Origin of the sequence: Paenibacillus sp. F411 (genome assembly GCF_017582705.1) — a bacterium.
Lineage (GTDB): Bacteria > Bacillota > Bacilli > Paenibacillales > Paenibacillaceae > Paenibacillus_AQ > Paenibacillus_AQ algicola.
Genome location: NZ_JAGFIP010000002.1, coordinates 265068 through 288940, shown reverse-complemented (window position 1 = coordinate 288940; position 23873 = coordinate 265068). Strand labels below are relative to the sequence as shown.

Here is a 23873-nt window from a genome sequence, read left to right as displayed (position 1 = left end):
CTCAGGACTCCCAACGACCCAATATTCCGCACGGCAGGTTCAGCCCGGAATGGGTAATTGGCAGTCCAATTTCTCCGGCACTGATGGTTCCGCCATATTTATGCTGCATGGTCATCGACAGCATATTTCGGAGTACGGTTGGAGAGATTCCGGTCGTATAGGAATTAATAAGCATGAACAGCGGCTGATCTGACACAATATCCATGCAGCTTGCAAGAAAAGGATATAAGCTTTCTTCGAGCTTCCACGTTTCGCCGCTAGGTCCTCGTCCATAGGAAGGAGGGTCCATAATAATCGCGTCATATTGATTGCCGCGACGCTTCTCCCGCTGTACGAATTTGAAGACGTCATCTGTAATATAGCGGATTGGCGAAGCAGCGAGGCCGGAGAGGGCGGCATTCTCCTTGGCCCACTGCACCATTCCCTTGGCAGCGTCCACATGCACAACCTCGGCACCGGCAGAAGCAGCAGCTACGGTCGCACCGCCTGTATAGGCAAACAGGTTCAGCACCCGAATCGGACGATTGGCACCGGCAATCTTATCCATCATCCAGCGCCAATTGGCGGCCTGCTCTGGAAATAGCCCGGTATGCTTAAAGCTCGTCGGCTTGATATGAAATTTGAGTCGATCATATTGAATGGTCCAGCGTTCGGGAATCGCTTTTTTCATTTCCCAGCTGCCGCCGCCGGAGGAACTGCGGTGGTAATGTCCGTGAACGTTTCTCCACAGACCGGTGTCCTGCTGCAGGGGCCAGATAATTTGCGGATCCGGGCGGCGCAGCAGAACCTCTCCCCAGCGCTCCAGCTTCTCACCGCCACCGGTGTCAATTACTTCATAGTCTTTCCAGTCATTTGCTACATACATCATGTAAATACCATCCTTCAACAAGTCATTTAGTCTATATTGTACAACAATTTGTGAAAAGGATGCTAATCCTTCATTACGCTCCAATAGAATCGGCAATCCATCCAAGAGTAAGTGATGGCTCATCCTTCATCCGGCTTCATCTCGATACTTAAGCCCTCGACATGCTTGCGCTGCAGCAGCCTGCGCTTCTTTCGATTCTCCTTGCTGTCAAACACAATGCTCATGTCATACTGCTCCGGATAGAGCTCGGCTGCCTCAATATGCAGCTTTAGCCGTTTGTGATTGATTCTTAGCTTCGAGTCCCGAACCTGGACTCCAACCCTGCCCCGCTTATCCTCCACAGCATAAACAATGCCAATCGCATTCAGATATGAGATCCATACCGCATCGCCGACCTGAAATGGAGATCTGCTTTCCTGTACTTTTAAAGCAGGAGCATCCTCCTGGGGCTCTTCAGAAGAAGACGGAGGCTCAGCATCACTTTCGGCTTCCACGATCTCTTCTTCACGGCCGTCTTCAGATGATGGCGTACCGATAGGATGTACCTGATGGCTGCTGCGAAGTTCAAGCGATCTGGTAATAATGTCCTTCGAGATGCCAAGCCGGGCCGCTATGATTAGTGCATAGCTTTCTCCGGCTTCGCCAATGCGCAGCCTGTACGTTGGAGCGAGTGTATGGAGATCAAATTCCATTCGTGCGTTCTGAAAGCCGTGCGTATTTGCGGCAAAATGCTTAAGCTCATTAAAATGAGTAGTCGCCATAATAATACAGCGTCGTCGATGAAGCTCTTCTAATATCGCGATGGACAACCCGATGCCTTCTCCAGGATCGGTTCCGGAAGCCATTTCATCTAGCAGAATCAAAGAACGATGATCTGCCGAGTCGAGGATCCGCTTCATCTGTGCCAAATGGGCAGAAAAGGTGCTCAGTGCATGCTCCAGGCTCTGTCCGTCTCCAATGTCTACAAAAATTTCACGAAATATACTGCACATACTGCCTTCATCAGCAGGGATGAATAAACCGGATTGAGCCATTAATGTGACGAGGCCGACCGTTTTGAGTGTCATCGTCTTGCCGCCGGTATTGGGTCCGGTAATGATGAGAGCGCGGCAGGTGCCGCCCATTTCAACATCTAACGGAATCATACTGTTATGAAGCAAGGGGTGACGAACTTGGCGTAAGGAGATCACGCCCTCATCATTTAGCTTTACGGGTTGACCTCCGATTGACAATCCGTATTTACCGCGGGCCAGGATATAATCGTATTGTCCGACCGCCTCTGCATTGTGAGCCAGCTCCGTCAGATGCGCTTCTGCTTTGGCGGTCAATAGACTTAATATTATATTTTCCTCTCTAGCTTCATCCGCTTGCAGCAAGCTAAGCTCCCCGCTGAGCGCCGCGGCATCGGCCGGTTCGATGTACACGGTCTGTCCGCTGGCTGATTCATCCATAACGACACCCGGGATCAGGCGGCGATGCTCTTTTTTGACCGGAATGACGTATTTACCATTTCTTTGACTGACGAGGCTTTCCTGGAGGAGCTCCCGGTGCTTAAGCAAGAGAGAACTGAGCTTTCGCTTTAGTTTATCTTCGGTAAGCAGAAGCTTTTTACGAATCTTGGACAGCTCCTTGCTGGCGTGATCCTGGATACGTCCGGCATAAATACATCGCTCAATTTCCATGAGCAGCCCAGGCAGCTCCGACATGGATGCGGCATAGGAGCTGATCACCGGCGCAATTCCGCGCTTTGTCTCCATGTACCGAAGCAGCTGCTTGACGCTTCTGAGAAACTGCTGCAGCTGCATCCAGTCTCCTTCTTGCAAAATGTATCCTGTGCCTAGCAGCTGTAAAATCTGTTCCATTCCTTCCATAGCCGGCAGCGGTACGCTGGCCCCGGACTTGAGCAGAGCAGCGGCTTCTTCGGTTTCCTCCATGACATTCTTTGCTGCCCGAAGGTTTTGCTGGGGTGACATTGCCGTTACATATTGTGCACCGCGATAAGATTGAGCGTAACGCAGAACTTCTTCCTTCATCTGTTCGTATTGCAGGGCTTGATTGGTGGTGATTGTCATCATAGATCCTCCTTAATTTAATCATTGAGCTAGTCTTAACCGATATTTAGACAACAAAAAAAGGGCAGAGAAATGAACAAAGGTTCATTTTCTGCCCTCTCGGTTAAGGATTCCAATCAGCAGCTGTCCGTTGACTCCGCTCCTGAAGAAGGAGCAGGGGGTACAAAAAATCCGCACTGCTAAGCAGCACGGATGGACAATCTGCCAGATTAAAACACACCTTCCTGGCTTCAATGGGTTTCCGTTGTTCTTAACTACATTGCACAGCTCATCAGAATGGAAAAACAAATACAGCCTGTCCCAAAGGGCACAAGCGCCATGTTAATTCATCAGAGCATATGAAATTGGGTTAGTTAAGAACATTCACCAACATTAAAATCTCTCCTTAAAGAAGGTTTGGTCAATATTTTAATTCCTGGGTTCTGCCAAGTCAAGGGCTGTCTATCTCCAAACTTATCCAATGAATTTCCAGTTGTTTCAAAATAGTATCAAAATGAATCATAAAGGTTACAAAACATTCATTAATTCACTATTTAGACACATTTGAAATCTGCACACCTAATCCCCGTATGTTACTTTAAGTGGGTAGACTTGGTTAAAAAGAGCTGGAACCATACATACAGCACGTATGGTACAGGGACTCCATCATTTACTGCTGGAGCTGCCTGGAAGCTGCGGGGGAGGATTTTTTAAAACGATGAATAAGTGGTTCAAGCAAGTGATGGTTGCAGGAACGATTGCTGTAACCAGTATGTCACTATTACCTAACACAACACATGCTGCAATGTCATCTATACAGGTACAAATCAACGACGCATTGGTTTCATTTACGGGAGTGGGACCTTTCGTTGATGATCAGGGCTTCACCCAGGTTCCGATTCGAATGGTTGCGGAGGATCTAGGAGCCGAGGTTCATTTTGAGAAGAGTCAAGAGCTGACGAAAGTGACCATTGTCAAAGGCGATTGGAAAGCCGTCTTGCACGCGGGCTCCAGCTATGCACAGATCGGATCTGACAAGGTAAAGATGGATACGATGATGCGAATTGTAAACGGAGTGACTTACGTGCCGGTTCGGTTTGTATCGGAGGCCTTTGGACATGAAGTGTCCTGGAATGCAGCCAATCAGATTGCCATGATCAATACCGATGGAGGCAGCTACAAGCCGGCCTATATTGCACCTGAGCCGGAAGCATCCAAGGGAGCCGAGGTCATCTCTATTTCCAAGCAGTATTTGGGAACGAAATATGTGTGGGGAGGAACCTCTCCGTCCGGATTCGACTGCTCAGGGTTCGTTCAGTATGTATTTGCCAAGCAGGGGATCTCCTTGCCGCATAGTTCACTTGGAATGCATAAGAATGTAGGAACGCCTGTAGCTAAAAGCGATCTTCAGCCAGGAGATCTCGTATTCTTTATTACAAATAAGGTTTCAACATCGCATGTTGGCATTTATATTGGAAATAATCAGTTTATTTCTGCAGCCAGCAGCGGAGTCAAAGTGGACAGCCTCGGCAGTTCATATTGGGGACCGAAATATAACGGTGCTAACCGGATCTTATAGTAGAGTCAAAGCTGTTTCTCAGCCCTCAGAGGCGAGAGACAGCTTTTTTTGTGTCAGGAGTGAAGCACGTCCTGGTCCTGCGGATGAGTTTCAAAATGATGCTGCGCATAAGCACAGGCAGGAATAATCTTCAGATGATTCTTCCGGGCATGCTGAATGACCTCCTGTATGAGCTTTCCTGCGAGACCTTGTCCCCGAAATTTCGGGTCTACATAAGTATGATCAATGCTGATTGTTCCTTCTCCCTGAGAAGAGTAGGTTACCTCTGCTTGAGTCATATCTTGATCATGGATCGCAAAGCGACCCTCTTCGGCGATCATGTCAGCCATAAATATCCCTCCCGTTGTATAAATGACAGATGGTTAGGCAGATGAATCATTACCCTCCATAAACAAAAACGAAACCTTAATCACATAGGCATTCACCCTATGGAGGCTAACCGCATACAATGCCCACATAGGAAACTTGAAGGAGTGATGTTCATGTCTACACATACCGGCCATCAACTGCTGTATCAGTGTGACCAGCACATGGCGCAGCAAATGAAGCAGCACAAGTCCAAGGTTCATCATGCGCTGCAGAATGCTGTAAACCGTAAGGTTCGTATTGAAACGGTGGATCAAGAGGTGCTGGAGGGGACACTGGTCGGTTATGACAAAACGTTTATTTACATTAGTATGGAGCCGGTTCAATCCCGCGGCTATTATCCGTATCCGGGAGGCTATTATCCGCCTAGACCCCGGCCGCCCTATTACCCTTCGAATGTGATTTTGCCGTTAGCGCTTTTTGACCTGCTGACGTTGACGCTGCTCCTTGTCTGAGTTGGTCTGAGTAAAACTGCATCTATAATGGGATGTATGACATGTCCGCATAGCAGCAAAAACACACTGTTCCCGGTACAGTGTGTTTTTGCTGCTATGAGCTAGACAAATGCTGTTCGCTTTCGAGCCCCTTCAACATTAAATTCACAATTTACATAACGTTAACAAAAGTATGGATTGTCGCTAACATAAACGTTCGATAATGGGACATGTAGATAGCAATTAAAAATATTTAGGAGTGATGGGGATCGTGAAGAAGGGGAAACGGTTTTACATGGTAATGCTGCTGGCTGCGGCGGTGTCGCTGACTGCATGTTCAGAGGGGACAGAAAGTACAGAGAGTACTGGAGGTACTAACACGAACACAGAGAGCACGGGTACTGCCAATACCGAAACAACTAAAGTTGAAGAACCTGCAAAACTGTCTGGTACCATTGAAATTGACGGTTCCAGTACCGTATATCCGATCACTGAAGCTGTTGCAGAGGAATTTGGTAAAGAGAACGGCGACGTACGTGTAACTGTAGGTGTATCCGGAACTGGCGGCGGATTTAAGCGCTTTGCCAACGGTGAAACAGCAATGAACAATGCTTCCCGTCCAATCAAGGATGAAGAGGCTGAAACTGCTAAAGCTCAAGGCGTTGAATACGTAGAGCTGGAAGTGGCATATGACGGCTTGTCCGTACTCGTGAACCCGCAGAACGACTGGGTAGATCACCTGACTGTCGAAGAGCTGCACAGCATCTTCAAGCCAGGCAGCACAGTAACCAAGTGGAGCGACGTTCGCAGCGAGTGGCCTGCTGAAGAGATCAAAATCTTTTCTCCAGGTGCTGACTCCGGAACCTTCGACTATTTCACAGAAACGATTAACGAGGAAGCACAGCAAAGCCGTAACGACGCACAGGTGACATTCAGTGAAGACGATAACACCCTGGTACAAGGCATCGCTGGTGAAAAGTATGCACTGGGCTACTTCGGATTCGCTTACTACGAAGAAAATAAGGACAAGCTGAAGGTTGTTCCAATCGACGGCGGCAGTGGTCCAATCGAACCTACACACGAAACGATTAATGATGGCTCATATGCACCGCTCTCCAGACCGTTGTTCGTTTATGTAAACAAGGAAATGCTGGAGAAGCCAGAGCTGAAAGCATTCATCGAATACTACTTGAACAACGCTGCAGAATTGTCCGAAGAAGTAGGATACATTCGACTGCCTGAAGAAATGTACCAGGAGAACCTTGCGAAGTTAAAGTAAATCGGTAACTTAAAACGTGTGTGATCTCTCTTGGCGACAAGAGAGCTGTCACACACGCTTTAGTTTTTTTGAAGAGGAGAGCTATGATGAATAAGGAATTGTCAGGAGAGCATCCATTTCGCTCGAACAAGCCTAGATCTATTGAGTATGCTATGCCTGTTTTATTATTTTTATGTGCACTCGTATCTATTTTTACCACAATCGGTATCGTCTACACGCTTGTGACAGAATCTGTTGCCTTTTTTAAAGAAGTCAATGTATTCAAATTTCTGTCGGGCACCACTTGGGCGCCGTTGATCCAGCCTGTCAGCTTCGGAGTCATTCCGCTGTTGTTCGGTACGCTGCTGGTAACGTTGATAGCCTGCTGTATTGCTCTGCCAGTAGGTTTGGCAACTGCGATTTATTTGAGTGAATATGCTTCCCCGAAGGTTGCCAAGATCGTCAAGCCGGTTCTGGAGGTTCTGGCTGGAGTGCCGACGATTGTATACGGTTATTTCGCTTTAAGCTTTATTACACCGGTGCTTCAAACCTTGCTGCCGGGTACGAGCCTGTTTAATGCACTTAGTGCCGGGATCGCGGTCGGTATTATGATTATTCCGATGGTTTCCTCCTTGAGCGAGGACGCCATGAAGGCTGTACCGAAAAGCTTGAGACACGGAGCCTATGCTTTGGGAGCGACTCGATTCGAGGTAGCGATTCAGGTTGTATTGCCGGCCGCGCTGTCCGGGATTATCTCCTCCTTTGTTCTGGCTTTCTCACGGGCAATCGGTGAAACGATGATCGTTACAGTTGCAGCGGGGGCGACACCTCAGCTGACTGCAAGTCCCTTGGAGAGTATCCAGACGATGACCGCTTACATTGTACAGGTCAGCCTGGGAGATACACCGCATGGCTCACTGGCATACGGCTCGATTTTTGCAGTCGGTCTTACCTTGTTTGTTATTACACTTCTGCTGAATATTGTTGCTGCAGCAGTATCTAAACGATTTAGGGAGGTTTACTAACATGGCCGGCATGGCATTGCAACCGGGCGGACAGCCTTCTAAAGCACATCAGCAGGTACGCGGAAGAAAGAAAAGAGATCAATGGACCAAGATCCTGTTTCTCGGAGCCACCTCAATCGGAATATTGGCACTGATGGTCTTGATTATTGATATTTTAATAGACGGACTGGCTACGCTTCGTCCCGAGCTGCTCACGAATTATCCTTCTCGCCGAGCATCCGGCTCCGGATTGAAGTCGGCACTCATCGGAACGTTCTATATGGTTTGTATCATGGCGCCGATATCCTTCCTGATTGGGGTAGGAGCCGCCATCTTCATGGAAGAGTATGCGAAGAAAAATAAGCTGACACGGCTCATTCAGCTGAATATCAGCACACTTGCTGGCGTCCCATCCATTGTTTACGGTATTCTGGGTCTTGCCATTTTTGTCAGAGGGATGAATCTGGAGCGTAGTTTGCTTTCCGGCGCACTGACAATGACCCTGCTTGTGCTTCCAGTTATTATTGTATCGGCGCAGGAGGCCATTAAGGCAGTTCCTTCTTCCCGCAGAGATGCTTCATTGGCATTAGGAGCAACGAAGTGGCAAACCGTACAGCGGTCTGTGCTGCCATCTGCGTTTCCTGGTATTTTGACCGGTATTATTTTGGCTATTTCACGCGCAATCGGAGAGACGGCTCCGCTCGTCATGATCGGTGCGTTAACCTATGTTGCCTTTTTGCCGAACAGCTTGCTGGATCAATTTACAGTGCTTCCGATTCAGATTTATAACTGGATTTCTAAGCCGCAAACCGAGTTCCATGATCTGGCTGCGAGCGGTATCATCATTTTGCTAATTATGCTGCTGAGCCTGAACATGCTGGCGGTTGTGCTGAGAAATAGATTCCAGAAAAACCTGTAAGATAAGGAGATTCATACTATGAGTGCCATCGAGATGAAAGATTTGATTGTTTCCTACGGGCAGCAGCCCGCGGTCAAAAGCGTCACTATGGATGTTCCCAAGCAGTCAATCACAGCGTTTATCGGACCTTCGGGCTGCGGTAAATCGACGCTGCTGCGAACCATTAACCGGATGAACGATTCCATTGCGGATGTAAATATTACAGGCAGTATTCGCATTATGGGTCATGAGATTTATGATGATCAGATTAGTGTGGAAATGCTGCGCAAACGGGTTGGTATGGTGTTTCAGCAGCCCAATCCGTTCCCTAAGTCCATTTACGATAATATTGCTTACGGTCCTCGGCTGCATGGCATTACGAAGAAAGCGGAATTGGATCAGATTGTCGAGAGCAGCCTTAAATCGGCGGTGCTGTGGGATGAAGTTAAGGATCTGTTGAAAAAGCCGGCGCTTCAGCTTTCAGGTGGACAGCAGCAACGGCTATGCATTGCCCGTGCTCTGGCTGTCAATCCTGATATCCTGCTTATGGATGAATCCACCGCTGCTCTCGATCCGTTATCGACGCTCAAGATCGAAGAGCTGGTTAAGACACTGCGTCATACGTATACGATCGTCATGGTGACGCACAACCTGCATCAGGCTGCACGTGTTTCTGATCAGTGCGGATTTTTTCTCAACGGAGAATTGGTGGAGTATGATCAGACGGAGAAGCTGTTCCGAAATCCGGAAGACGAAAGAACCGAAAGATACATCGAAGGTCGCTTCGGTTAATCTTATTGTTGATTTTCATCCCGTTCATCTTGTAGTATATAATCATACGCTTATAAGTCTTGTGGAGCTAGCGGTTTTAGTTCCCTGCAAAAGAGGGGGGATGAGACATGGAGTCCATCGAACAAATGGCTGACCGAATCAAGCTGCTCGGAGACAAAACACGTCTGACAATGCTTATTCTCCTGAAGGAGAAGGAGTGGTGTGTGTGCGATTTGGTGGATTTACTGGACGTCTCCCAGCCCGGCATCAGCCAGCATCTCCGCAAGCTGAAGTCTCAGGGCATTGTCAGTGAGGCACGTCGCGGCCAATGGGTACACTATTCCCTCAATGTGGAAGATAAGCCGTATCTGAAAGCTGTGCTCGATCAAATGCCGGATTATGAAGCGGTTATGTCATCTCTCGGCAAGAAAGAACCCAGCTCTCAATGCTAATACAACCATGCAAGACAGCAGGACCATCCGGAAACTGGAGGCGCTGAAGGCTAAGAATAGTGCTCAGTGTATGCTTCCTTCGTCCAGGGTTCTGAACGCCCTACGTATAAGTATATTATGATATGGTAATTTAGGAGACCGCATACGTGAGGGTAAACAGGTACAAATTAATGTTGGAGGTACGGGGATTACAAACTAGGGGGAAAGCATTGTGTTATCTGTTGTTCTGGCAAGTCTCATCTTTATCATTACGCTAGTCCTTATTATTTGGCAGCCTAAAAATCTGTCGATCGGCTGGTCCGCCTGTGGTGGTGCGGTGCTGGCGCTTTTGGTCGGTGTGGTTGATTTTCACGATGTTTGGGCCGTCACTCAAATTGTCTGGAATGCGACATTGGCTTTTATCGCGATCATTATCATTTCCTTGATCCTGGATAAAATCGGATTCTTTGAATGGGCAGCGCTCCATATGGCGAGAGCGGCCGACGGCAGAGGCATCCGGATGTTCGTATATGTAACATTGCTTGGCGCGGTGGTAGCCGCCTTTTTCGCCAATGATGGTGCTGCTCTGATCCTGACCCCGATTGTCCTGGCGATGGTGCGGGCATTGAACCTGGATGAAAAGAATGTATTTCCATTTATTATCGCGAGTGGATTTATCGCCGATACCACCTCCTTGCCGCTGGTAGTCAGCAACCTGGTCAACATTGTGTCTGCTGACTTTTTCGGGATAACGTTCATCGAATATGCCAGCCGAATGTTTGTGCCAAATCTGTTTGCGCTTGGAGCCAGTATTCTCGTGCTATATTTGTTCTTCCGCAAAAGTATTCCGCGTACCTTTGACGGCACACAGCTGAAATCACCAGCGTCTGCTATACAGGACCCGGCAATGTTCCGGTTATCCTGGATCGTATTGAGCGTGCTCCTGGCCGGATATTTTGTATGTGAATTTATAGGGATTCCGGTATCCATTGTAGCGGGCTTTATCGCGATCTTCTTCCTGCTGATGGCTTCAAAAAGTCCGGTTGTACAAACCAAAGAAGTGATCAAAGGAGCACCATGGGCGATCGTGTTTTTCTCCATCGGTATGTATGTGGTCGTATACGGCCTGCGCAATGTCGGTTTGACGGATGTGCTGGCGCAGCAGATTCAAGGCATTGCAGATCAGGGATTGCTCGCGGCAACGTTCGGCATGGGCTTCATTGCAGCGATTCTATCTTCCATTATGAATAACATGCCTACTGTTATGATTGACGCACTGGCGATTGAGGCCACGAACACCACCGCGGCAATCAAGGAAGCCTTGATTTATGCTAACGTTATTGGCTCGGATTTGGGTCCGAAGATCACGCCGATTGGCTCGCTCGCAACGCTGCTCTGGCTGCATGTGCTCTCCAGCAAAGGAGTCAAAATCAGTTGGGGCACGTACTTCAAGACGGGGATTACATTGACCATTCCGACCTTGTGCATTACCCTTTTGGGATTATGTATATGGCTAGCTATACTTCAATGAAATAAGACATGTGAAGGAGAGAGTAAAATGGATAAGAAAACACTTTATTTTTTATGCACAGGTAATTCCTGCAGAAGTCAGATGGCAGAAGGCTGGGCGAAAAAGCATCTCGGAGAGGAATGGAATGTGTACAGCGCAGGCATTGAGGCTCATGGCCTGAATCCCAACGCAGTCAAAGCTATGGCTGAAGTCGGAATCGACATCTCGAATCAAACCTCAGATATTATTGATATGGATCTCCTTAACCGTGCCGACTTCGTTGTTACCTTATGCGGGGATGCTGCGGATAAGTGCCCCATGACGCCTCCGCATGTCCGCCGTGAGCACTGGGGCTTTGATGATCCTGCCAAGGCACAGGGGAATGAAGAAGAGAAATGGGCGGTATTCCAGCGTGTGCGCGATCAGATCGGCAGCCGTATTCAGCAGTTTGCAACAACGGGTCAATAAAAACAGACTTAAGAAGCGGGGAGCTATTCCCTGCTTTTTTTTTCGGTCAAAAAACGCTCGTAATTATAGATGTTGAAACAGAGAAACGATAATGATTACTAGCAATCCATAGTACAATGGATAGTAAAGAAACAAGACCTTCAGTTATAGGAGTCACCACTTTTGCAATGCTTTGTCAGGTTTATAAAGGATACAGAGTTGAACCCATGGTAACATATTAGGAGAGAGGATGAAAAAAAAGTGATGCATGGCCAAGGCATTATATTTGATATGGACAATACCTTATTGCAATCCCGGATTGATTTTGAGTCCATGAAGTCTCACACCTACCAATTCTGTGTGGAGCAGGGGCTGTTATCCCCGGAATGCCTGTTATCAGAGCATACAACCTCTACACTGATTGAGGAAGCCAAAGCATCCGGCTTGATGACGGAAGAGCGGTTAGCGGCGCTATGGGGCATTGCGGAGCGTTATGAGACCGAGGGAATGCTGCAGGCTGAATTGGAGCCGGGGGCGAAGGAGCTCCTGCAGTCCTTGAAAGGGAAATATCACCTGGTCGTCGTTACAAATAATGCAACACAGGCGGCGATAAAGGCTTTGAAAAATTATGAGATCCAGGTAGAATTTGAATATGTTGTGGGAAGGGAATATATGGAGGCCTTAAAGCCTGCACCCGGTGGATTTCAGTATGTGCTGAACCAATATCATCACCTGAAGCCTTCCGACTGGCTCTCGGTTGGAGACAGCTGGATTGATGGAAAAGCTTCGCAGGCAGCTGGTATTCCTTTTGTGGCCTACCGCAGCGATCCTGTTCAGCTAAAATCCAAGGGCGTGCTTCCGCTTGGCGTGATTTCCCATCTTGCCGAGCTTCCGCAATGGCTGTAAAGAAGATGAAGGAGGGCTCATCATGTCCAAGGTAAAAAGTAGAGGGATTCTCGTGAACCAGATTGGATATGCCGCGCATCATGTAAAAGGCTTGTTGCTTACCGGCCCGGAGCCGACGTTTCACATTTATAACGAAATGACGGAGGAGCTTGTCTATTCCGGTGAAGCAGAAGGACCGGTGCAGGACGATGACAGTGGGAGTGTAGTGTTTCAAGGAGATTTCACGGAGCTGCAGACGCCTGGCCGATATTATGCCGTCGCATCGGGAATGGAGCGTTCCGCTTCTTTTATTATTGAGGAGAAGCCGTATGAAGAGCTCCAGCAGGGCTTATTAAAAGCGTTCTATTATTTTCGCTGTGGCACGGAGCTGGAAGAGGAATTCGCCGGACCTTGGGGACATCCAGCATGTCACACCGAGCCAGGGGTGATCTATGATCAAGCGTCGCAGAAGCTGGATGGGAATGGAGGATGGCATGATGCCGGAGATTATGGCAAATACGTCGTTCCCGGGGCTAAGGCGGTCGCGGATCTGCTGCTTGCCTTTGAGCTGTATCCGGCAGCCTTTACAGCTGCTCTGCCTCTTCCGGAAAGTGACAGAATCATGCCGGATGTGCTTCATGAATGCAAAGTAGAGCTGGAGTGGCTGTTCAAGATGCAGAATCAAGAAAGTGGCGGCTCCTATCATAAACTGACCACTCGCAGCTTTCCCGATCTGCATGTGATGCCGGAAGAGGATGAAGGAGAGCTGGTATTCTCACCGATCAGCGCCACAGCTACAGCGTGTCACACTGCTGTTATGGCTCTGGCTGCCCGGCTATATCAGCCTTATGATGCTGCCTTTGCTATAGAATGTCTTCGCTCCAGCTTGAGCGGCTATCGGTGGCTGGACAACCATCCGCAAGCTCCGGGGTTTACCAATCCCGAAGGGATTACAACCGGTGAGTACGGCGACGATCAGGATGTCGATGAACGTTTCTGGGCCGCAGCCGAGCTTTATCGAACAACAGGCGATGAAATGTATCATAAGCAGCTGCGGAAGCTGGCGGAAGAGGAATTCTCCAAGACGGAGCTGGGCTGGGCGGATATGGGTGGATATGGCACCTTCAGCTATTTACTGAACGGGGAAGGCGGAAGCGATCCTCAAGTATACGCTCTTCTGAAACAGCAGGTGCTAGCTGAGGCAGATAGGCTGCTTAAGGTGGCGAGCCATAACGGCTATCAGATTGCTATGGAGGAACAGGATTATATATGGGGCAGCAATATGGTGCTGATGAATAGAGCAATGTTCGTGCTGCTTGCCTGCGAGCTTGAGCCTGATTTGCGCTATATTGAACTGGCCGATTCCCACTTGCACTATCTGCTGGGTCGTAATGTGCTGGATGTTTGCTATGTCACCGGATTTGGTGATCGGCCGATTCTTTATCCGCATCATCGTCCTTCTGCTGCAGATGCAGTAATAGAGCCGGTTCTGGGGCTCGTATCCGGTGGCCCGAACAGACATTTGAATGACGAATGCTTAAAAGAGCAAGTTTCCGGTCAGCCTGCCGCAGCTTGCTTTATCGATCATGAGGCCAGCTACGCGGGTAATGAGGTTACGATTTATTGGAATTCGCCGGCTGTTTTTGTAACAGCAGGCATGAATCGCTGACATCAGGAATTAGTGATGAATAATGTAACATTTGTCACCGTAATCAACAATGGAACTTCTTACGGTCGCTTTGCTGACATTGAACTCGATATCGGATGACTTCGGAACAGAAAGAGTATAAGGCCCCAAGTTTAACTGGGACCTCCTTAGTGGGAAACAGCAAAATTTTCAAAAGTTTTTTAAAAATCGCTCGTGCTGGAAGCCAGTTTGCCAAATGTTTCTCCATTAACGTTATATGAGCCACCGATCCATTGAAGTACATAGTTGCCGCCGCGCATGCCTTGCGGGTATCCTTCATCAAAATCCTTCCAATCCAGAGAACCGCCTGCAGGAATAGTTTTGGTGAAATATACCAAAGTACTATCTAGGTGCGTTAAATTGACAGTCACTGAATTACTACTGTAGTTCTTCATAAACAGTTTAAGATGGCCGTATCCCGCATTTACGCTAAAGTATTGAGGTACATTTGCACCTCCAATTGCCTTAGCATTCCAAGTCTTATCAACATTAAAAGGAGTGATGCCCCCATCTTCCTTAGTATCACTCGCCTCCACAGGCTGGTCAGATGATTCTTGATGGGTGCTTGAAGAAGCCAAAGCTGTCATCGCCGTTGTTGCTAAAGCTAAAGATAGAATCACAGAAAGAGCCACTTTCTTTTCCATACACTAGTGCCCCCTAAATATTGGAAAATTTTTCTACATTGTGGCTTGCTGTTTCCCAATATTTATAACAATTTAAAAATATAAAAGCTACATTTATTTTTGAAAACACGATTCTTCCAATCCTATAAATTGTTCTTACACCCGAAGAGGTCGAATCCATCGTCCAAACGGTGGGCTACGTAGATAAGGCGCGAAATTCACGCTCTATCATTTGTTTGAGTATTGGTGCGTTGAAGCCAGAGAAGAATGGTCAGGGCACCGTTTCGGTGCGGATCATGCCGCTTGTAGCGGCTTGTCTCAAGTTCACATCACGCGGTGACGATGCTTGGAGCGACACTGAGGCGTTCCAAGCTGGCAGGTGATATTGAAGCTAATCATCCCCATGCCGCTGGCATCAGGAGTCTTATATCCTGGTGCCGCGGCATTTTAATTTTGTTAGGAACGCAGGAGGTCTTCCCGGATCGGTGTAAACGCATCCAATAGTGCAGAATCCTCTTCCAAAGCTGTAACGCCATGCTTGGCATGACTTGGAATGGCAATGGATTGTCCCGCAGACAAGCGATGAACTTGTCCCTCTATGACAAAGTCAAAGCTGCCCTTAAGGCAGTAGCTCATCTGCTCATGGGGATGGCTATGCTCATACCCTTGAGCACCTTCCTTAAAATGAACCTCCATCATCATCAAGCTTCCTTCAGCGTTTAAAATGCAACGTTTCACGCCAGGCTCCGCATCTTCCCAAATCCCGATTTTGCTCATCATAATCCCTCCAGTTCCATTATTTTCTGGCAACGCTAAAAATAGCTTACCTGTTCCCAAAAGGGAATTCAATGGGTAGATTGATTATATTCATCATGCATGTAATTATTACAGGTAATGAAAAATTCACAATAGTTAAGAAAAAAATCGGTCGCAAGGCCAACATTACGCAAACCTTACCATTTGCAAACCTTATACAAATAAAGTATAATGTTTGTAAATTTACCGATGGGTTAATTATATTATATCTTATGTTGGGTTTTATTTATATGGAGGGATGATCTTGACTTCAAAACGAAAAGCGATCGTGATCGGCGCAGGTCCTGGTGGACTCGCATCTGCTATGCTTCTGGCCGGAGGGGGCTATGATGTGGCCGTGTATGAGAAGCAGCCGTACATCGGCGGCAGAACATCCCGACTGGAGTTTGAAGGCTATGCATTTGATCGGGGAGCGACCTTCCTGATGATGCCGCAGCTGCTGGAGGAGCTGTTCGAATCTGTCGGACGCTCATTGCACCAATATGTTGATTTAGTGGAGCTCGATCCTTTATATCAGCTCCGGTTTGGGGAGACCCGGATGGACGCTACCCGTAATAGAGAAGTCATGAAAGAGCGGATTGAGGAGCTGTTCCCAGGTAACGGCGAAGGCTATGTGCGTTTCATGAAAGAAGAGAAGCTCAAGTTTGATGCCATTGCACCGCTGTTGAAGCGTCCGATATCCAGAATTACGGATTACATACGGACAGATGTTGTAAAAGCATTACCCAAACTGAACGCTTTCGACACGGTGTACGGACGGCTGTCGAAATATTATAACGATGAACGTCTAAAATACGCATTTACGTTTCAAGCGAAGTATCTCGGAATGTCTCCATGGGAGTGCCCGGGCACCTTTTCCATATTGTCTTATCTGGAGCACGAGTATGGTCTGTTTCACCCGATCGGGGGCGTCAATGCCGTCTGTGAAGCCATGGCTGCCGTTGTTCAGGAATACGGCGGTACGGTCAATACTTCGACAGGCGTGAAGAAAGTATTGTCTCAGCATGGCCGAGCCAACGGTGTATTGCTGGAGAATGGAGAGAAGATTGAAGCTGATCATGTGGTCATCAATGCCGATTTTGCGACCGCGGCAAGCAAGCTGTTTGAAGATGGACAACTGAAGAAATACACACCGGAGTACATTTCGTCGCGAAAATACTCCTGTTCGACCTTTATGCTGTACCTGGGCATTGACGGTGCTGTTGATCTCCCCCATCATACGGTCGTGTTCTCCGAGGATTATCCGAAGAATGTTGATGAAATCACCCGCCAGGGCGTACTGTCCGCAGATCCATCCATTTATGTGCATAATCCGAGCGCTCTTGATCCCACACTGGCCCCGGCCGGACAATCTGCACTGTATGTGCTGATGCCCGTTCCTAATCTGGCAGGAGTCAGCAACTGGGAAGATATTCAACAGGAAATTCGCAGCTCTGTCCTATCCAGGCTGGAGCAGGAGCCGGAGCTTGCCGGGCTGTCCTCCCGCATACGGGCCGAGAAGATGATTACGCCTTTGGATTGGCAGGAGCAATATCATGTGTATCGGGGAGCCACGTTTAACCTGGCTCATTCCCTGGATCAAATGATGCACCGCCGTCCGCACAACCGCTTTGAAGAGCTGGAGCACTGCTGGCTTGTTGGCGGCGGCACGCATCCCGGCAGTGGTCTGCCAACCATTTGGGAATCGGCGCGGATTAGTGTCAAGCTATTGATGGAGCAGGATGTTAGTGAAGGCGTCAAGATGGCACCAAGATATTCAGCACAGGAGGTGCCGGTATGGAAGTAGGCATTATTGGATCAGGCATCGGCGGTTTAACGGCAGCGCTGCTGCTGTCCCAACGCGGCGTAGATGTTACCGTGTATGAGAAGGCAGAGCGACTGGGCGGAAGGCTCGCTTACCAGAGAGATGAGGATGGACATTTCCAGATTGATCAAGGACCGACGATTGTACTGCTGCCCAACATGCTGCTGGACATTTTAGAAGAGGGCGGTATGGATCCAGCGGAGCTGCCATTGATGGAATGTGATCCGCTGTATGCGATTCATTATGCGGACGGCACCGTGTTCAAGAAATACCGGCAGCTGGATCTTCAGCTCCAGGAGCTGGACCGGGTGTTCCCGGGGGAGAAGAACGGGTTTCTGAGATATATGTCTGATATGGAGCAGGCGTTTGAGCAAGGCGTTCATTCGTTCCTGAAACAACCCTTCTTTCGCAAAGGACAGTTCTACACCTGGAGTAATATGAAGCTGCTGATGAAGATGAAGGCTTACAAAAGTGTACGCCGGCTGGCGGCGGATTATTTTCGGGATGAACGTCTGCAGGACGCCTTCTCGCTTCAGACGCTGTACATTGGAGGAGCGCCCTTCAGCGCCCCTGCGCTGTATACGCTCATTCCCTACGCAGAGCATGCATTCGGTGTATGGTACCTAAAAGGAGGCTACGCAGGCCTTGTGGACCGGCTGCAGTCCATATTGGAGAGCCGTGGTGTCAGGTTCGTAACCGGGTGTAAAGCGGAACAGCTGCTGATCGAGGGCGGGAGCTGCACCGGCTTTGTTTCGGCAGAGGGAGCGGTATATAGGCATGAGTCCGTCGTCTTTAACGGAGATTTCCCGCATCTTGTGAATCTGCTGCCGGCGGGACAAAGCTCGAAATCTGTCACCCATTCTGTTGAAATATCTGATAAAATACGCAATAAGGAATACGAGCCGTCATCCGGATGCTTTTTGATTTATCTTGGCTTAAACAAACGCTATGAGCATGCCAATATCCACCAGTTCTTTCTGCCATCCTCTTTAAACCAGGGTCTCAAGCAATTGTTTACGGAGCAGAAGGTTCCTGACGAGCCTTCCTTCTACACGTTTTATCCGACTGCCTTGGATGCTAGTGCCGCACCGAAGGACCAGAGTGTGATGTATATTCTGGTGCCAGTGCCGCCAGCGGGAGAGGTGAACTGGAACGAGCTTAAATATAAGCTCGCAGACAAAATAATGGCTGAAGCGGAGGAACGTGGCTTTGATGGATTGCGGGAATCGGTGCTCTGGATGGATATTCGCACTCCGGATGACGCTGTGAACGACGGCTTGTACCGGGGTGGAAGCTTCGGAATCGCACCGAGCCTGAAGCAGTCTGCTGTCTTCCGGCCGCAGATTGTACCCTTTCCGGAGCTGAGCGGCTTATACAGTGTTGGAGCTTCAATACACCCTGGGGGCGGCATTCCCATCGTAATGCAGGGGGCTAAACTCCTTGCCGATCATCTGACAAAGGAGAGAATCGAATGCATGCCACAAACTGTTTAGTCCAATGTGAAGAAATGATTCGTGAAGGCTCCTCTACCTTTTACAAAGCTTTTGGATACTTGCCTTCACCACGAAAAGAAGCGGTTTATGTCATTTATGCGTTTTGCCGTATGATTGACGATTCGGTCGATGAGCCTGAACGCTCGTTATACAGCATTGATGAGCTGGAGCATCATCTGGATGAGCTGGCCACGGCTGAGGGGCATTTTATCTGGCCGGCGCTTCGCTGGCTGTTTCAGCAGTTTCCGAATTTACAGAAGGCTCCCTTTTACAAGCAGATGGAAGGGCAGCGCCGGGATCTTGTTCAAACGGAATACAACACGATGGAAGAGCTGGAGCATTATTGTTATCTTGTAGCGGGTACCGTCGGTGAAATGCTGCTGCCCGTGCTGCATGAGTCACCCGATGAGAAGGTCGTGGAATCGGGAGTATATCTCGGCAAGGCCATGCAGATTGTGAACATCGTGCGGGATATCGGAGAGGACAAAAGACGTGGACGCCGCTATGTTCCGCTGGATTGGATGCAGGAGTGCGGATACAGTGAGGAATGTTTTCAGGCTGAGGACGTTAATGAAGGACTTAAGCAGCTGATTCTCAAGCTGGAGCAGAAGGCGAAGGAATGGTTCGCGCTTGGCCTTCGGGATTTGGATACGTATCCGACATCCAGCGCATTCAGCGTGGAGCTGGCAGCGCTTTTCTACGGCAGTATTCTCGACGCTGTAAAAAGCAATGAGTATCAGGTATTCAGAAAGCGCGCCTATGTCAGCGGCGTTCAGAAGGCGTCCATGCTGCTTTCCATAATGAGGAGATATAATATGAACAACCATAAAGCCGAAAGCAGTGCAGTCTCATGAAAATGGGTTATTTGTTCTGGGGCTGGTACACCATTGGATTGATCCTCATGCTGACCTATGAGGTACCAGATCTCCTTCATTTCTCCAACGGACTTTTTCTTGTTTTCTTCGCCATGTACGCGTTGACACTAGAACGTCAGGAGCTTCGCTCCAAAAATTTGCAAAGACATGCTTCGCTCTCGATCTGGGCTCGAGCTGGCATCGTAGCGGTGTCCACTTATATTCTGGAATGGTTTGGAACCGAAACAGGATATCCGTTTGGAACCTATGAGTACACGGACACGCTGAGCATTTTTGGAGAGGCTGTCCCGATTGCGATCGGCTTTGCCTGGATTGGAGTCATGGTCATGTCGGTGCTGATGTCTACAGGCAAGACCCTGCTGACCCGGGCGCTGCAAACCGGCTTCTGGGCCATGCTGCTAGATTTGGTACTGGATCCTGCTGCTTTCGCGAATGAGTTCTGGCTGTGGAGCGGAACTGGCTTTTATGCCGGAATTCCACTGCAGAATTTCATCAGCTGGTTCGGGGCTGCATTCCTGCTGTCCTTTTTATTTCCACTCTATCATGAGGGCCGTGACAGCCGTCCGTCCCGTTCTACCGTTTTTCTATATCAAGGGATGCTGGCGATGTTCGGTCTCTTGTCTCTGAAGGAGGGCCTGGTCGTTCCAGCTCTGATCTCTGTCTTGGGGATCGCAGCCGCGGAGGGGGTGCACCGGTATGCTTCAAGCCCGAAAAAGCAAATGGTTTAATGCTCTTTTTCACGCTTATAATAAGCACTATTTGCTTCCCCGGCACTTTGATCAAATTTTGCTTCGGGGAGAGCTGGATCCACCGGATCTCCGCCGGCCGGCCCTTTATGCCATGAATCACAGCTCCTGGTGGGACGGATTGCTGATGTATCATGCGGTCAAGGAGCGCTCAGCTGGTGATCATTTCATCATGATGGATGAGCGGCAGCTTAGCAAATTCCGTTTTTTTCAGAAGCTGGGCGCATTCTCGATACATAAGCAATCGATGAAAGGGATTCTGAGATCCCTTCACTATGCCTCTGAGCTGATGGAGCAGGGGAAGAGCGTCTGGATCTTTCCACAGGGCGACATTTATCACAATGATGTCCGGCCGCTGCATTTTCAGCCGGGCATCGGTTACTTGCTCTCACGCTCCCCCTCTCCCATTGTGATTCCGGTAACGACGGTGTTCTCGATGACCTATGTACAGAAGCCGGTGGCTACGATGTGGGCAGGCACCCCGATTGAAGAGGATTGGTCTTCTACAAGGCGCAGAGAGTCCTCAGCTTGGCTGGCGGCGCGGCTAGAGCAACAGCTGGACCGTCATAAGGCTTTGGTGGTCGAGGATCAATGTGGTCCCCAAAGCGGCTTTAACTCGATTCTAAAAAAAAGCTCCTCCACGGATGCTTTGTTTGAGGACTTCCAGAGGAGGACACAGTGGTGGAAACGTTTCTTCAAATCCTCTTAATTATACTGATGGTGCAATTTTTGTACGTCTTGTGGAACGGCTGGGGCTGGTTCACTTCCGGCTTAAGCAGCGTCAGCCGCCGGGATGCCAGTGCTGCGCCCGCTGCTCTCATCTCTGTTCTGATTCCTGCCCGTAATGAGGAACGCAACATAGATGATGCCTTGCGATCTGTACTGGCAAGCGATTATCCCCATCTGGAAGTGCTCGTGCTGGATGACCGCTCGGAGGATGGTACAGCAGAGGCTGTTCGAAGAATAAGCGGCATGGATTCGCGCGTTAAACTTCTTGAGGGCAAAGAAATGCCAGACGGCTGGAGTGGAAAAGTTCATGCCTGCCATCAGCTATCGGAAGCAGCGGCAGGGGAATGGTGGCTGTTTATGGATGCCGATGCCCGTCTGAAGCCAGGTGCCCTGACATGGGCTATGCAGGTCGCAGAGCGACAGGGAAGAGGAATGATTACAGGATTTCCGTTTCAGGTCGTTGGAACCTGGATGGAAAAACTGATTGTACCGCTGATGACCTTTACAATTTTATGCCATTTGCCCATACGCTGGATCAAGCGAACCTCGCATCCGCTGCTTGCTGCTGCACATGGCGCCTTTATCTTGGTGGAGCGGGACAGCTATCAGCGGGTCGGCGGTCATCTCGGAATCCGAAATGAGCTGGTCGACGATATGGCCCTCGTCCGCAGCTTCAAGCGAGGCAAGGAGCCGGTTCAGCTTGCGGATATTCATCGACATGTGACCATGAGAATGTATCATACCAGTGCCGAGGTCTGGAGCGGCTACCGCAAAAATATTTTTGAAGGACTGGGCAGAAGCATTCCCTTACTGACAGCCATGAGCTTGTTCTATTTTATTCTGTATGTATTTCCTGTCTTGATGCTGGCTTACAGTCTCATTCTTGCAGGTACAGACTTGGGATCATCAGAGCTTATGATATGGTCCGCCTGCTGCGTACTGACTGGGATGACAGTCAAAATGGCAGCGGATGTGAATCAAGGCCAGCCGGCCTGGCTGTCTATTTTCCAGCCGATCAGTATGCTGCTGGTTATACTTCTGGCACTGGACTCATGCCGAACCGCTTACACCAGCCGGGGCTACCAATGGAAGGGACGTTATTATTCATGAAAAGAACAGCCATTATTGTAGGCGCTGGACTAGGCGGACTCTCCTGCGCAATCAAGCTTGCGTCTTCCGGCTACCAGGTTACGGTTCTGGAGCAGCAGGACCAGGTTGGCGGAAAGCTGCAGCGTGTGCAGGAGAACGGATATTATTTTGACCGTGGTCCCAGTACAATAACGATGCCACAAGCCTTTGAACGGGTGTTTGCGGACAGCGGACGAAAGATGGAGGACTACCTTCAGCTCATTCCGCTGGATCCGCACACCCGTAATTTTTTTGCAGACGGATTGACTGTAGATATGACCTCAGACATTGCGAGCCTGGAGCAGCAGATCGCCAAGTACAGCCCGGAAGACGCTTCCCGGCTGAGAGGATTTCTGTCTGAATCTGCGGCTCTTTATCATCAGGCGGATCGGCATTTTCTAAATACGCTTATGCTGGATACCTCATCGAAGCTGTCGCCCTCCCTGGTCTCAGCCTTCCTTAGAATCCGGCCGCTGACCTCGCTGCAAAAGCTTCTTGCCCGTTACTTCCGTCATCCCAATACGTTAATGATGTTCGGAAGATATGCGACCTATGTCGGGGCATCTCCATATCGGGCGCCAGCGATCTTTGGCATGATGGCCCATCTGGAAGGCATGGGGGTTTATGGAGTCAAGGGCGGAACCTACAGCATTCCACAGGCCTTTCGCAAGGTTGCCGAAGAGCTCGGCGTTGATATCGCGACGGGCGTCAGGGTTCAGCAGCTGATCATCGAGGGTAAACGTGTTACAGGAGTGGAAACGGAAGAGAAGACATACAGGGCAGATGTTGTTGTGATGAATGGAGACGTGCTCAGTGCGTGCCGGGATTTAATTCCAGAACTACAGCGTCCAGGAATGCGGAATGCGCGGATTGCTTCCTATGAGCCCTCCATTTCCGGTCTTACGGCGCTCATTGGCGTGAGGCGCAAATATGATCATCTGCTGCATCATAATGTGTTTTTTCCAGAACGGTATGCAGCAGAGTTTGAGCATATTTTTGACCAGAGGAAGCCGCCTCAAGAGCCTACAGCATATATTTGCTATTCTGGCTATACGGAGGCCGGGATGACCCCGGAAGGAGGCAGTAACCTGTTTCTGCTGCTGAATGCTCCGTACACCTCTCCCGAATGGAGCTGGGAGCAGGATGGCAAGGCATATCAGGCCTCCATACTAACGCGGCTGGACTCGCTGGGCTTGGACGGCATCCAGGAGGCGGAGGTGCTGCGCTGGTATACGCCGGAGGACCTGGAGCGAGATACCAGCGCATTCCGGGGCGCTATTTATGGCATTTCGTCTAATTCAGCGAGACAGACCTTTGCTCGTCCATCCAATCGGTTGAAGGGACTAGATTGTCTCTGGTTTGTAGGAGGAACGACCAACCCGGGTGGAGGGACGCCTCTGGTTACCCTATCGGGGCAGCTTGTCGCACAGGAGATCATCAATCAAGGCTGACTACATGGTTGAAGGAGGA

At 49.3% G+C, this 23873-nt stretch carries 23 protein-coding genes; 18 read left to right on the top strand and 5 right to left on the bottom strand.

The features are described from left to right. Position 1 precedes the first annotated feature (1 nt). Both JJQ72_RS03780 and JJQ72_RS03775 read right to left on the bottom strand, forming a co-directional pair. Entirely contained in the window at positions 2 to 865 is an 864-nt protein-coding gene (locus tag JJQ72_RS03780; protein ID WP_138227715.1) for a class I SAM-dependent methyltransferase, read from the bottom strand. 122 nt (positions 866 to 987) lie between these two features. After that, complete coding sequence (locus tag JJQ72_RS03775) at positions 988 to 2940, bottom strand: endonuclease MutS2 (RefSeq protein WP_208202883.1); 1953 nt, start codon at positions 2938 to 2940, stop codon at positions 988 to 990. Between the two features lie 697 nt (positions 2941 to 3637). On the opposite strand from JJQ72_RS03775, the gene JJQ72_RS20415 reads away from it, so the two are divergent. Further along, positions 3638 to 4498: a C40 family peptidase gene (locus JJQ72_RS20415; RefSeq protein WP_243895847.1), complete on the top strand. Its 861-nt coding sequence runs from the start codon at positions 3638 to 3640 to the stop codon at positions 4496 to 4498. Positions 4499 to 4551: 53 nt separating this feature from the next. On the opposite strand, the gene JJQ72_RS03765 is transcribed toward JJQ72_RS20415, so the two are convergent. Next, the gene (locus tag JJQ72_RS03765; RefSeq protein WP_233281187.1) at positions 4552 to 4827 is read right to left on the bottom strand and encodes a GNAT family N-acetyltransferase; all 276 of its coding nucleotides are present in this window, start codon (positions 4825 to 4827) and stop codon (positions 4552 to 4554) included. A 153-nt stretch (positions 4828 to 4980) separates the two neighbouring features. Here JJQ72_RS03765 and JJQ72_RS03760 point away from each other — a divergent pair, with 153 nt between their 5' ends. The 10 genes from JJQ72_RS03760 to JJQ72_RS03715 all read left to right on the top strand — a co-directional run bounded on the left by JJQ72_RS03760 (position 4981) and on the right by JJQ72_RS03715 (position 14171). Then, positions 4981 to 5319, top strand: coding sequence for an LSm family protein (locus JJQ72_RS03760; protein ID WP_138225643.1), 339 nt, complete (start codon positions 4981 to 4983; stop codon positions 5317 to 5319). 247 nt (positions 5320 to 5566) lie between these two features. Then, a complete protein-coding gene (locus tag JJQ72_RS03755) occupies positions 5567 to 6577 on the top strand; it encodes a PstS family phosphate ABC transporter substrate-binding protein (protein ID WP_347880717.1) in 1011 nt (336 codons plus the stop codon). A gap of 86 nt (positions 6578 to 6663) precedes the next feature. After that, positions 6664 to 7581 carry a phosphate ABC transporter permease subunit PstC gene (gene pstC, locus JJQ72_RS03750; protein ID WP_397330940.1) on the top strand — a complete coding sequence of 306 codons (918 nt, stop codon included), beginning with the start codon at positions 6664 to 6666 and terminating at the stop codon, positions 7579 to 7581. Between the two features lie 10 nt (positions 7582 to 7591). Continuing rightward, entirely contained in the window at positions 7592 to 8479 is an 888-nt protein-coding gene (gene pstA, locus JJQ72_RS03745; protein ID WP_138227719.1) for a phosphate ABC transporter permease PstA, read from the top strand. Between the two features lie 18 nt (positions 8480 to 8497). Continuing rightward, positions 8498 to 9250: a phosphate ABC transporter ATP-binding protein PstB gene (gene pstB / locus JJQ72_RS03740; RefSeq protein ID WP_138225645.1), complete on the top strand. Its 753-nt coding sequence runs from the start codon at positions 8498 to 8500 to the stop codon at positions 9248 to 9250. A 107-nt stretch (positions 9251 to 9357) separates the two neighbouring features. Next, positions 9358 to 9681, top strand: a complete 324-nt coding sequence (locus JJQ72_RS03735; RefSeq protein ID WP_138225646.1) for an ArsR/SmtB family transcription factor — start codon at positions 9358 to 9360, stop codon at positions 9679 to 9681. 211 nt (positions 9682 to 9892) lie between these two features. After that, positions 9893 to 11191, top strand: a complete 1299-nt coding sequence (locus tag JJQ72_RS03730) for an arsenic transporter (protein WP_208202817.1) — start codon at positions 9893 to 9895, stop codon at positions 11189 to 11191. Positions 11192 to 11218: 27 nt separating this feature from the next. Further along, entirely contained in the window at positions 11219 to 11638 is a 420-nt protein-coding gene (arsC, locus tag JJQ72_RS03725; protein ID WP_138225648.1) for an arsenate reductase (thioredoxin), read from the top strand. A 243-nt stretch (positions 11639 to 11881) separates the two neighbouring features. Then, entirely contained in the window at positions 11882 to 12523 is a 642-nt protein-coding gene (locus tag JJQ72_RS03720) for an HAD family hydrolase (protein WP_138227720.1), read from the top strand. A 22-nt stretch (positions 12524 to 12545) separates the two neighbouring features. Continuing rightward, positions 12546 to 14171 carry a glycoside hydrolase family 9 protein gene (locus JJQ72_RS03715; protein WP_208202816.1) on the top strand — a complete coding sequence of 542 codons (1626 nt, stop codon included), beginning with the start codon at positions 12546 to 12548 and terminating at the stop codon, positions 14169 to 14171. Positions 14172 to 14350: 179 nt separating this feature from the next. Here the strand turns inward: JJQ72_RS03715 and JJQ72_RS03710 are convergent, their stop codons facing one another. Together JJQ72_RS03710 and JJQ72_RS03705 are read right to left on the bottom strand one after the other, a co-directional pair. After that, positions 14351 to 14833, bottom strand: coding sequence for a pilus assembly protein (locus tag JJQ72_RS03710; protein ID WP_208202815.1), 483 nt, complete (start codon positions 14831 to 14833; stop codon positions 14351 to 14353). 435 nt (positions 14834 to 15268) lie between these two features. Next, a complete protein-coding gene (locus tag JJQ72_RS03705; RefSeq protein ID WP_208202880.1) occupies positions 15269 to 15589 on the bottom strand; it encodes a cupin domain-containing protein in 321 nt (106 codons plus the stop codon). 283 nt (positions 15590 to 15872) lie between these two features. Here JJQ72_RS03705 and JJQ72_RS03700 point away from each other — a divergent pair, with 283 nt between their 5' ends. From JJQ72_RS03700 to JJQ72_RS03670, 7 genes are read left to right on the top strand one after another with little or no spacing between them, the layout of a single operon-like run. Then, positions 15873 to 17414: a phytoene desaturase family protein gene (locus JJQ72_RS03700; RefSeq protein WP_481856816.1), complete on the top strand. Its 1542-nt coding sequence runs from the start codon at positions 15873 to 15875 to the stop codon at positions 17412 to 17414. Next, positions 17405 to 18925 carry a phytoene desaturase family protein gene (locus JJQ72_RS03695; RefSeq protein ID WP_208202813.1) on the top strand — a complete coding sequence of 507 codons (1521 nt, stop codon included), beginning with the start codon at positions 17405 to 17407 and terminating at the stop codon, positions 18923 to 18925. Before JJQ72_RS03700 ends, JJQ72_RS03695 begins: the two co-directional genes overlap by 10 nt. Beyond that, positions 18904 to 19779 carry a phytoene/squalene synthase family protein gene (locus JJQ72_RS03690; protein ID WP_208202812.1) on the top strand — a complete coding sequence of 292 codons (876 nt, stop codon included), beginning with the start codon at positions 18904 to 18906 and terminating at the stop codon, positions 19777 to 19779. Before JJQ72_RS03695 ends, JJQ72_RS03690 begins: the two co-directional genes overlap by 22 nt. After that, complete coding sequence (locus JJQ72_RS03685) at positions 19776 to 20528, top strand: carotenoid biosynthesis protein (RefSeq protein ID WP_233281189.1); 753 nt, start codon at positions 19776 to 19778, stop codon at positions 20526 to 20528. Before JJQ72_RS03690 ends, JJQ72_RS03685 begins: the two co-directional genes overlap by 4 nt. Then, the gene (locus tag JJQ72_RS03680; protein WP_208202811.1) at positions 20497 to 21255 is read left to right on the top strand and encodes a lysophospholipid acyltransferase family protein; all 759 of its coding nucleotides are present in this window, start codon (positions 20497 to 20499) and stop codon (positions 21253 to 21255) included. The genes JJQ72_RS03685 and JJQ72_RS03680 overlap by 32 nt, the downstream gene beginning before the upstream one ends. After that, a complete protein-coding gene (locus JJQ72_RS03675; RefSeq protein ID WP_208202810.1) occupies positions 21228 to 22385 on the top strand; it encodes a glycosyltransferase in 1158 nt (385 codons plus the stop codon). Before JJQ72_RS03680 ends, JJQ72_RS03675 begins: the two co-directional genes overlap by 28 nt. Further along, the gene (locus JJQ72_RS03670; RefSeq protein WP_208202809.1) at positions 22382 to 23854 is read left to right on the top strand and encodes a phytoene desaturase family protein; all 1473 of its coding nucleotides are present in this window, start codon (positions 22382 to 22384) and stop codon (positions 23852 to 23854) included. The genes JJQ72_RS03675 and JJQ72_RS03670 overlap by 4 nt, the downstream gene beginning before the upstream one ends. Positions 23855 to 23873 lie beyond the last annotated feature (19 nt).

Excerpts from the sequence above, each read along its gene's own strand:
- JJQ72_RS03705 (WP_208202880.1), bottom strand. The coding sequence starts at position 15,589 with ATGAGCAAAATCGGGATTTGGGAAGATGCGGAGCCTGGCGTGAAACGT.
- JJQ72_RS03765 (WP_233281187.1), bottom strand. The coding sequence starts at position 4,827 with ATGGCTGACATGATCGCCGAAGAGGGTCGCTTTGCGATCCATGATCAA.
- JJQ72_RS03670 (WP_208202809.1), top strand. The coding sequence starts at position 22,382 with ATGAAAAGAACAGCCATTATTGTAGGCGCTGGACTAGGCGGACTCTCC.
- JJQ72_RS03735 (WP_138225646.1), top strand. The coding sequence starts at position 9,358 with ATGGAGTCCATCGAACAAATGGCTGACCGAATCAAGCTGCTCGGAGAC.
- JJQ72_RS03690 (WP_208202812.1), top strand. The coding sequence starts at position 18,904 with ATGCATGCCACAAACTGTTTAGTCCAATGTGAAGAAATGATTCGTGAA.
- pstC (WP_397330940.1), top strand. The coding sequence starts at position 6,664 with ATGAATAAGGAATTGTCAGGAGAGCATCCATTTCGCTCGAACAAGCCT.
- JJQ72_RS03695 (WP_208202813.1), top strand. The coding sequence starts at position 17,405 with ATGGAAGTAGGCATTATTGGATCAGGCATCGGCGGTTTAACGGCAGCG.
- arsC (WP_138225648.1), top strand. The coding sequence starts at position 11,219 with ATGGATAAGAAAACACTTTATTTTTTATGCACAGGTAATTCCTGCAGA.
- JJQ72_RS03715 (WP_208202816.1), top strand. The coding sequence starts at position 12,546 with ATGTCCAAGGTAAAAAGTAGAGGGATTCTCGTGAACCAGATTGGATAT.
- JJQ72_RS03760 (WP_138225643.1), top strand. The coding sequence starts at position 4,981 with ATGTCTACACATACCGGCCATCAACTGCTGTATCAGTGTGACCAGCAC.
- JJQ72_RS20415 (WP_243895847.1), top strand. The coding sequence starts at position 3,638 with ATGAATAAGTGGTTCAAGCAAGTGATGGTTGCAGGAACGATTGCTGTA.
- JJQ72_RS03780 (WP_138227715.1), bottom strand. The coding sequence starts at position 865 with ATGTATGTAGCAAATGACTGGAAAGACTATGAAGTAATTGACACCGGT.
- JJQ72_RS03710 (WP_208202815.1), bottom strand. The coding sequence starts at position 14,833 with ATGGAAAAGAAAGTGGCTCTTTCTGTGATTCTATCTTTAGCTTTAGCA.
- pstB (WP_138225645.1), top strand. The coding sequence starts at position 8,498 with ATGAGTGCCATCGAGATGAAAGATTTGATTGTTTCCTACGGGCAGCAG.
- JJQ72_RS03775 (WP_208202883.1), bottom strand. The coding sequence starts at position 2,940 with ATGACAATCACCACCAATCAAGCCCTGCAATACGAACAGATGAAGGAA.
- JJQ72_RS03680 (WP_208202811.1), top strand. The coding sequence starts at position 20,497 with ATGCTTCAAGCCCGAAAAAGCAAATGGTTTAATGCTCTTTTTCACGCT.
- JJQ72_RS03720 (WP_138227720.1), top strand. The coding sequence starts at position 11,882 with ATGCATGGCCAAGGCATTATATTTGATATGGACAATACCTTATTGCAA.
- JJQ72_RS03685 (WP_233281189.1), top strand. The coding sequence starts at position 19,776 with ATGAAAATGGGTTATTTGTTCTGGGGCTGGTACACCATTGGATTGATC.
- pstA (WP_138227719.1), top strand. The coding sequence starts at position 7,592 with ATGGCATTGCAACCGGGCGGACAGCCTTCTAAAGCACATCAGCAGGTA.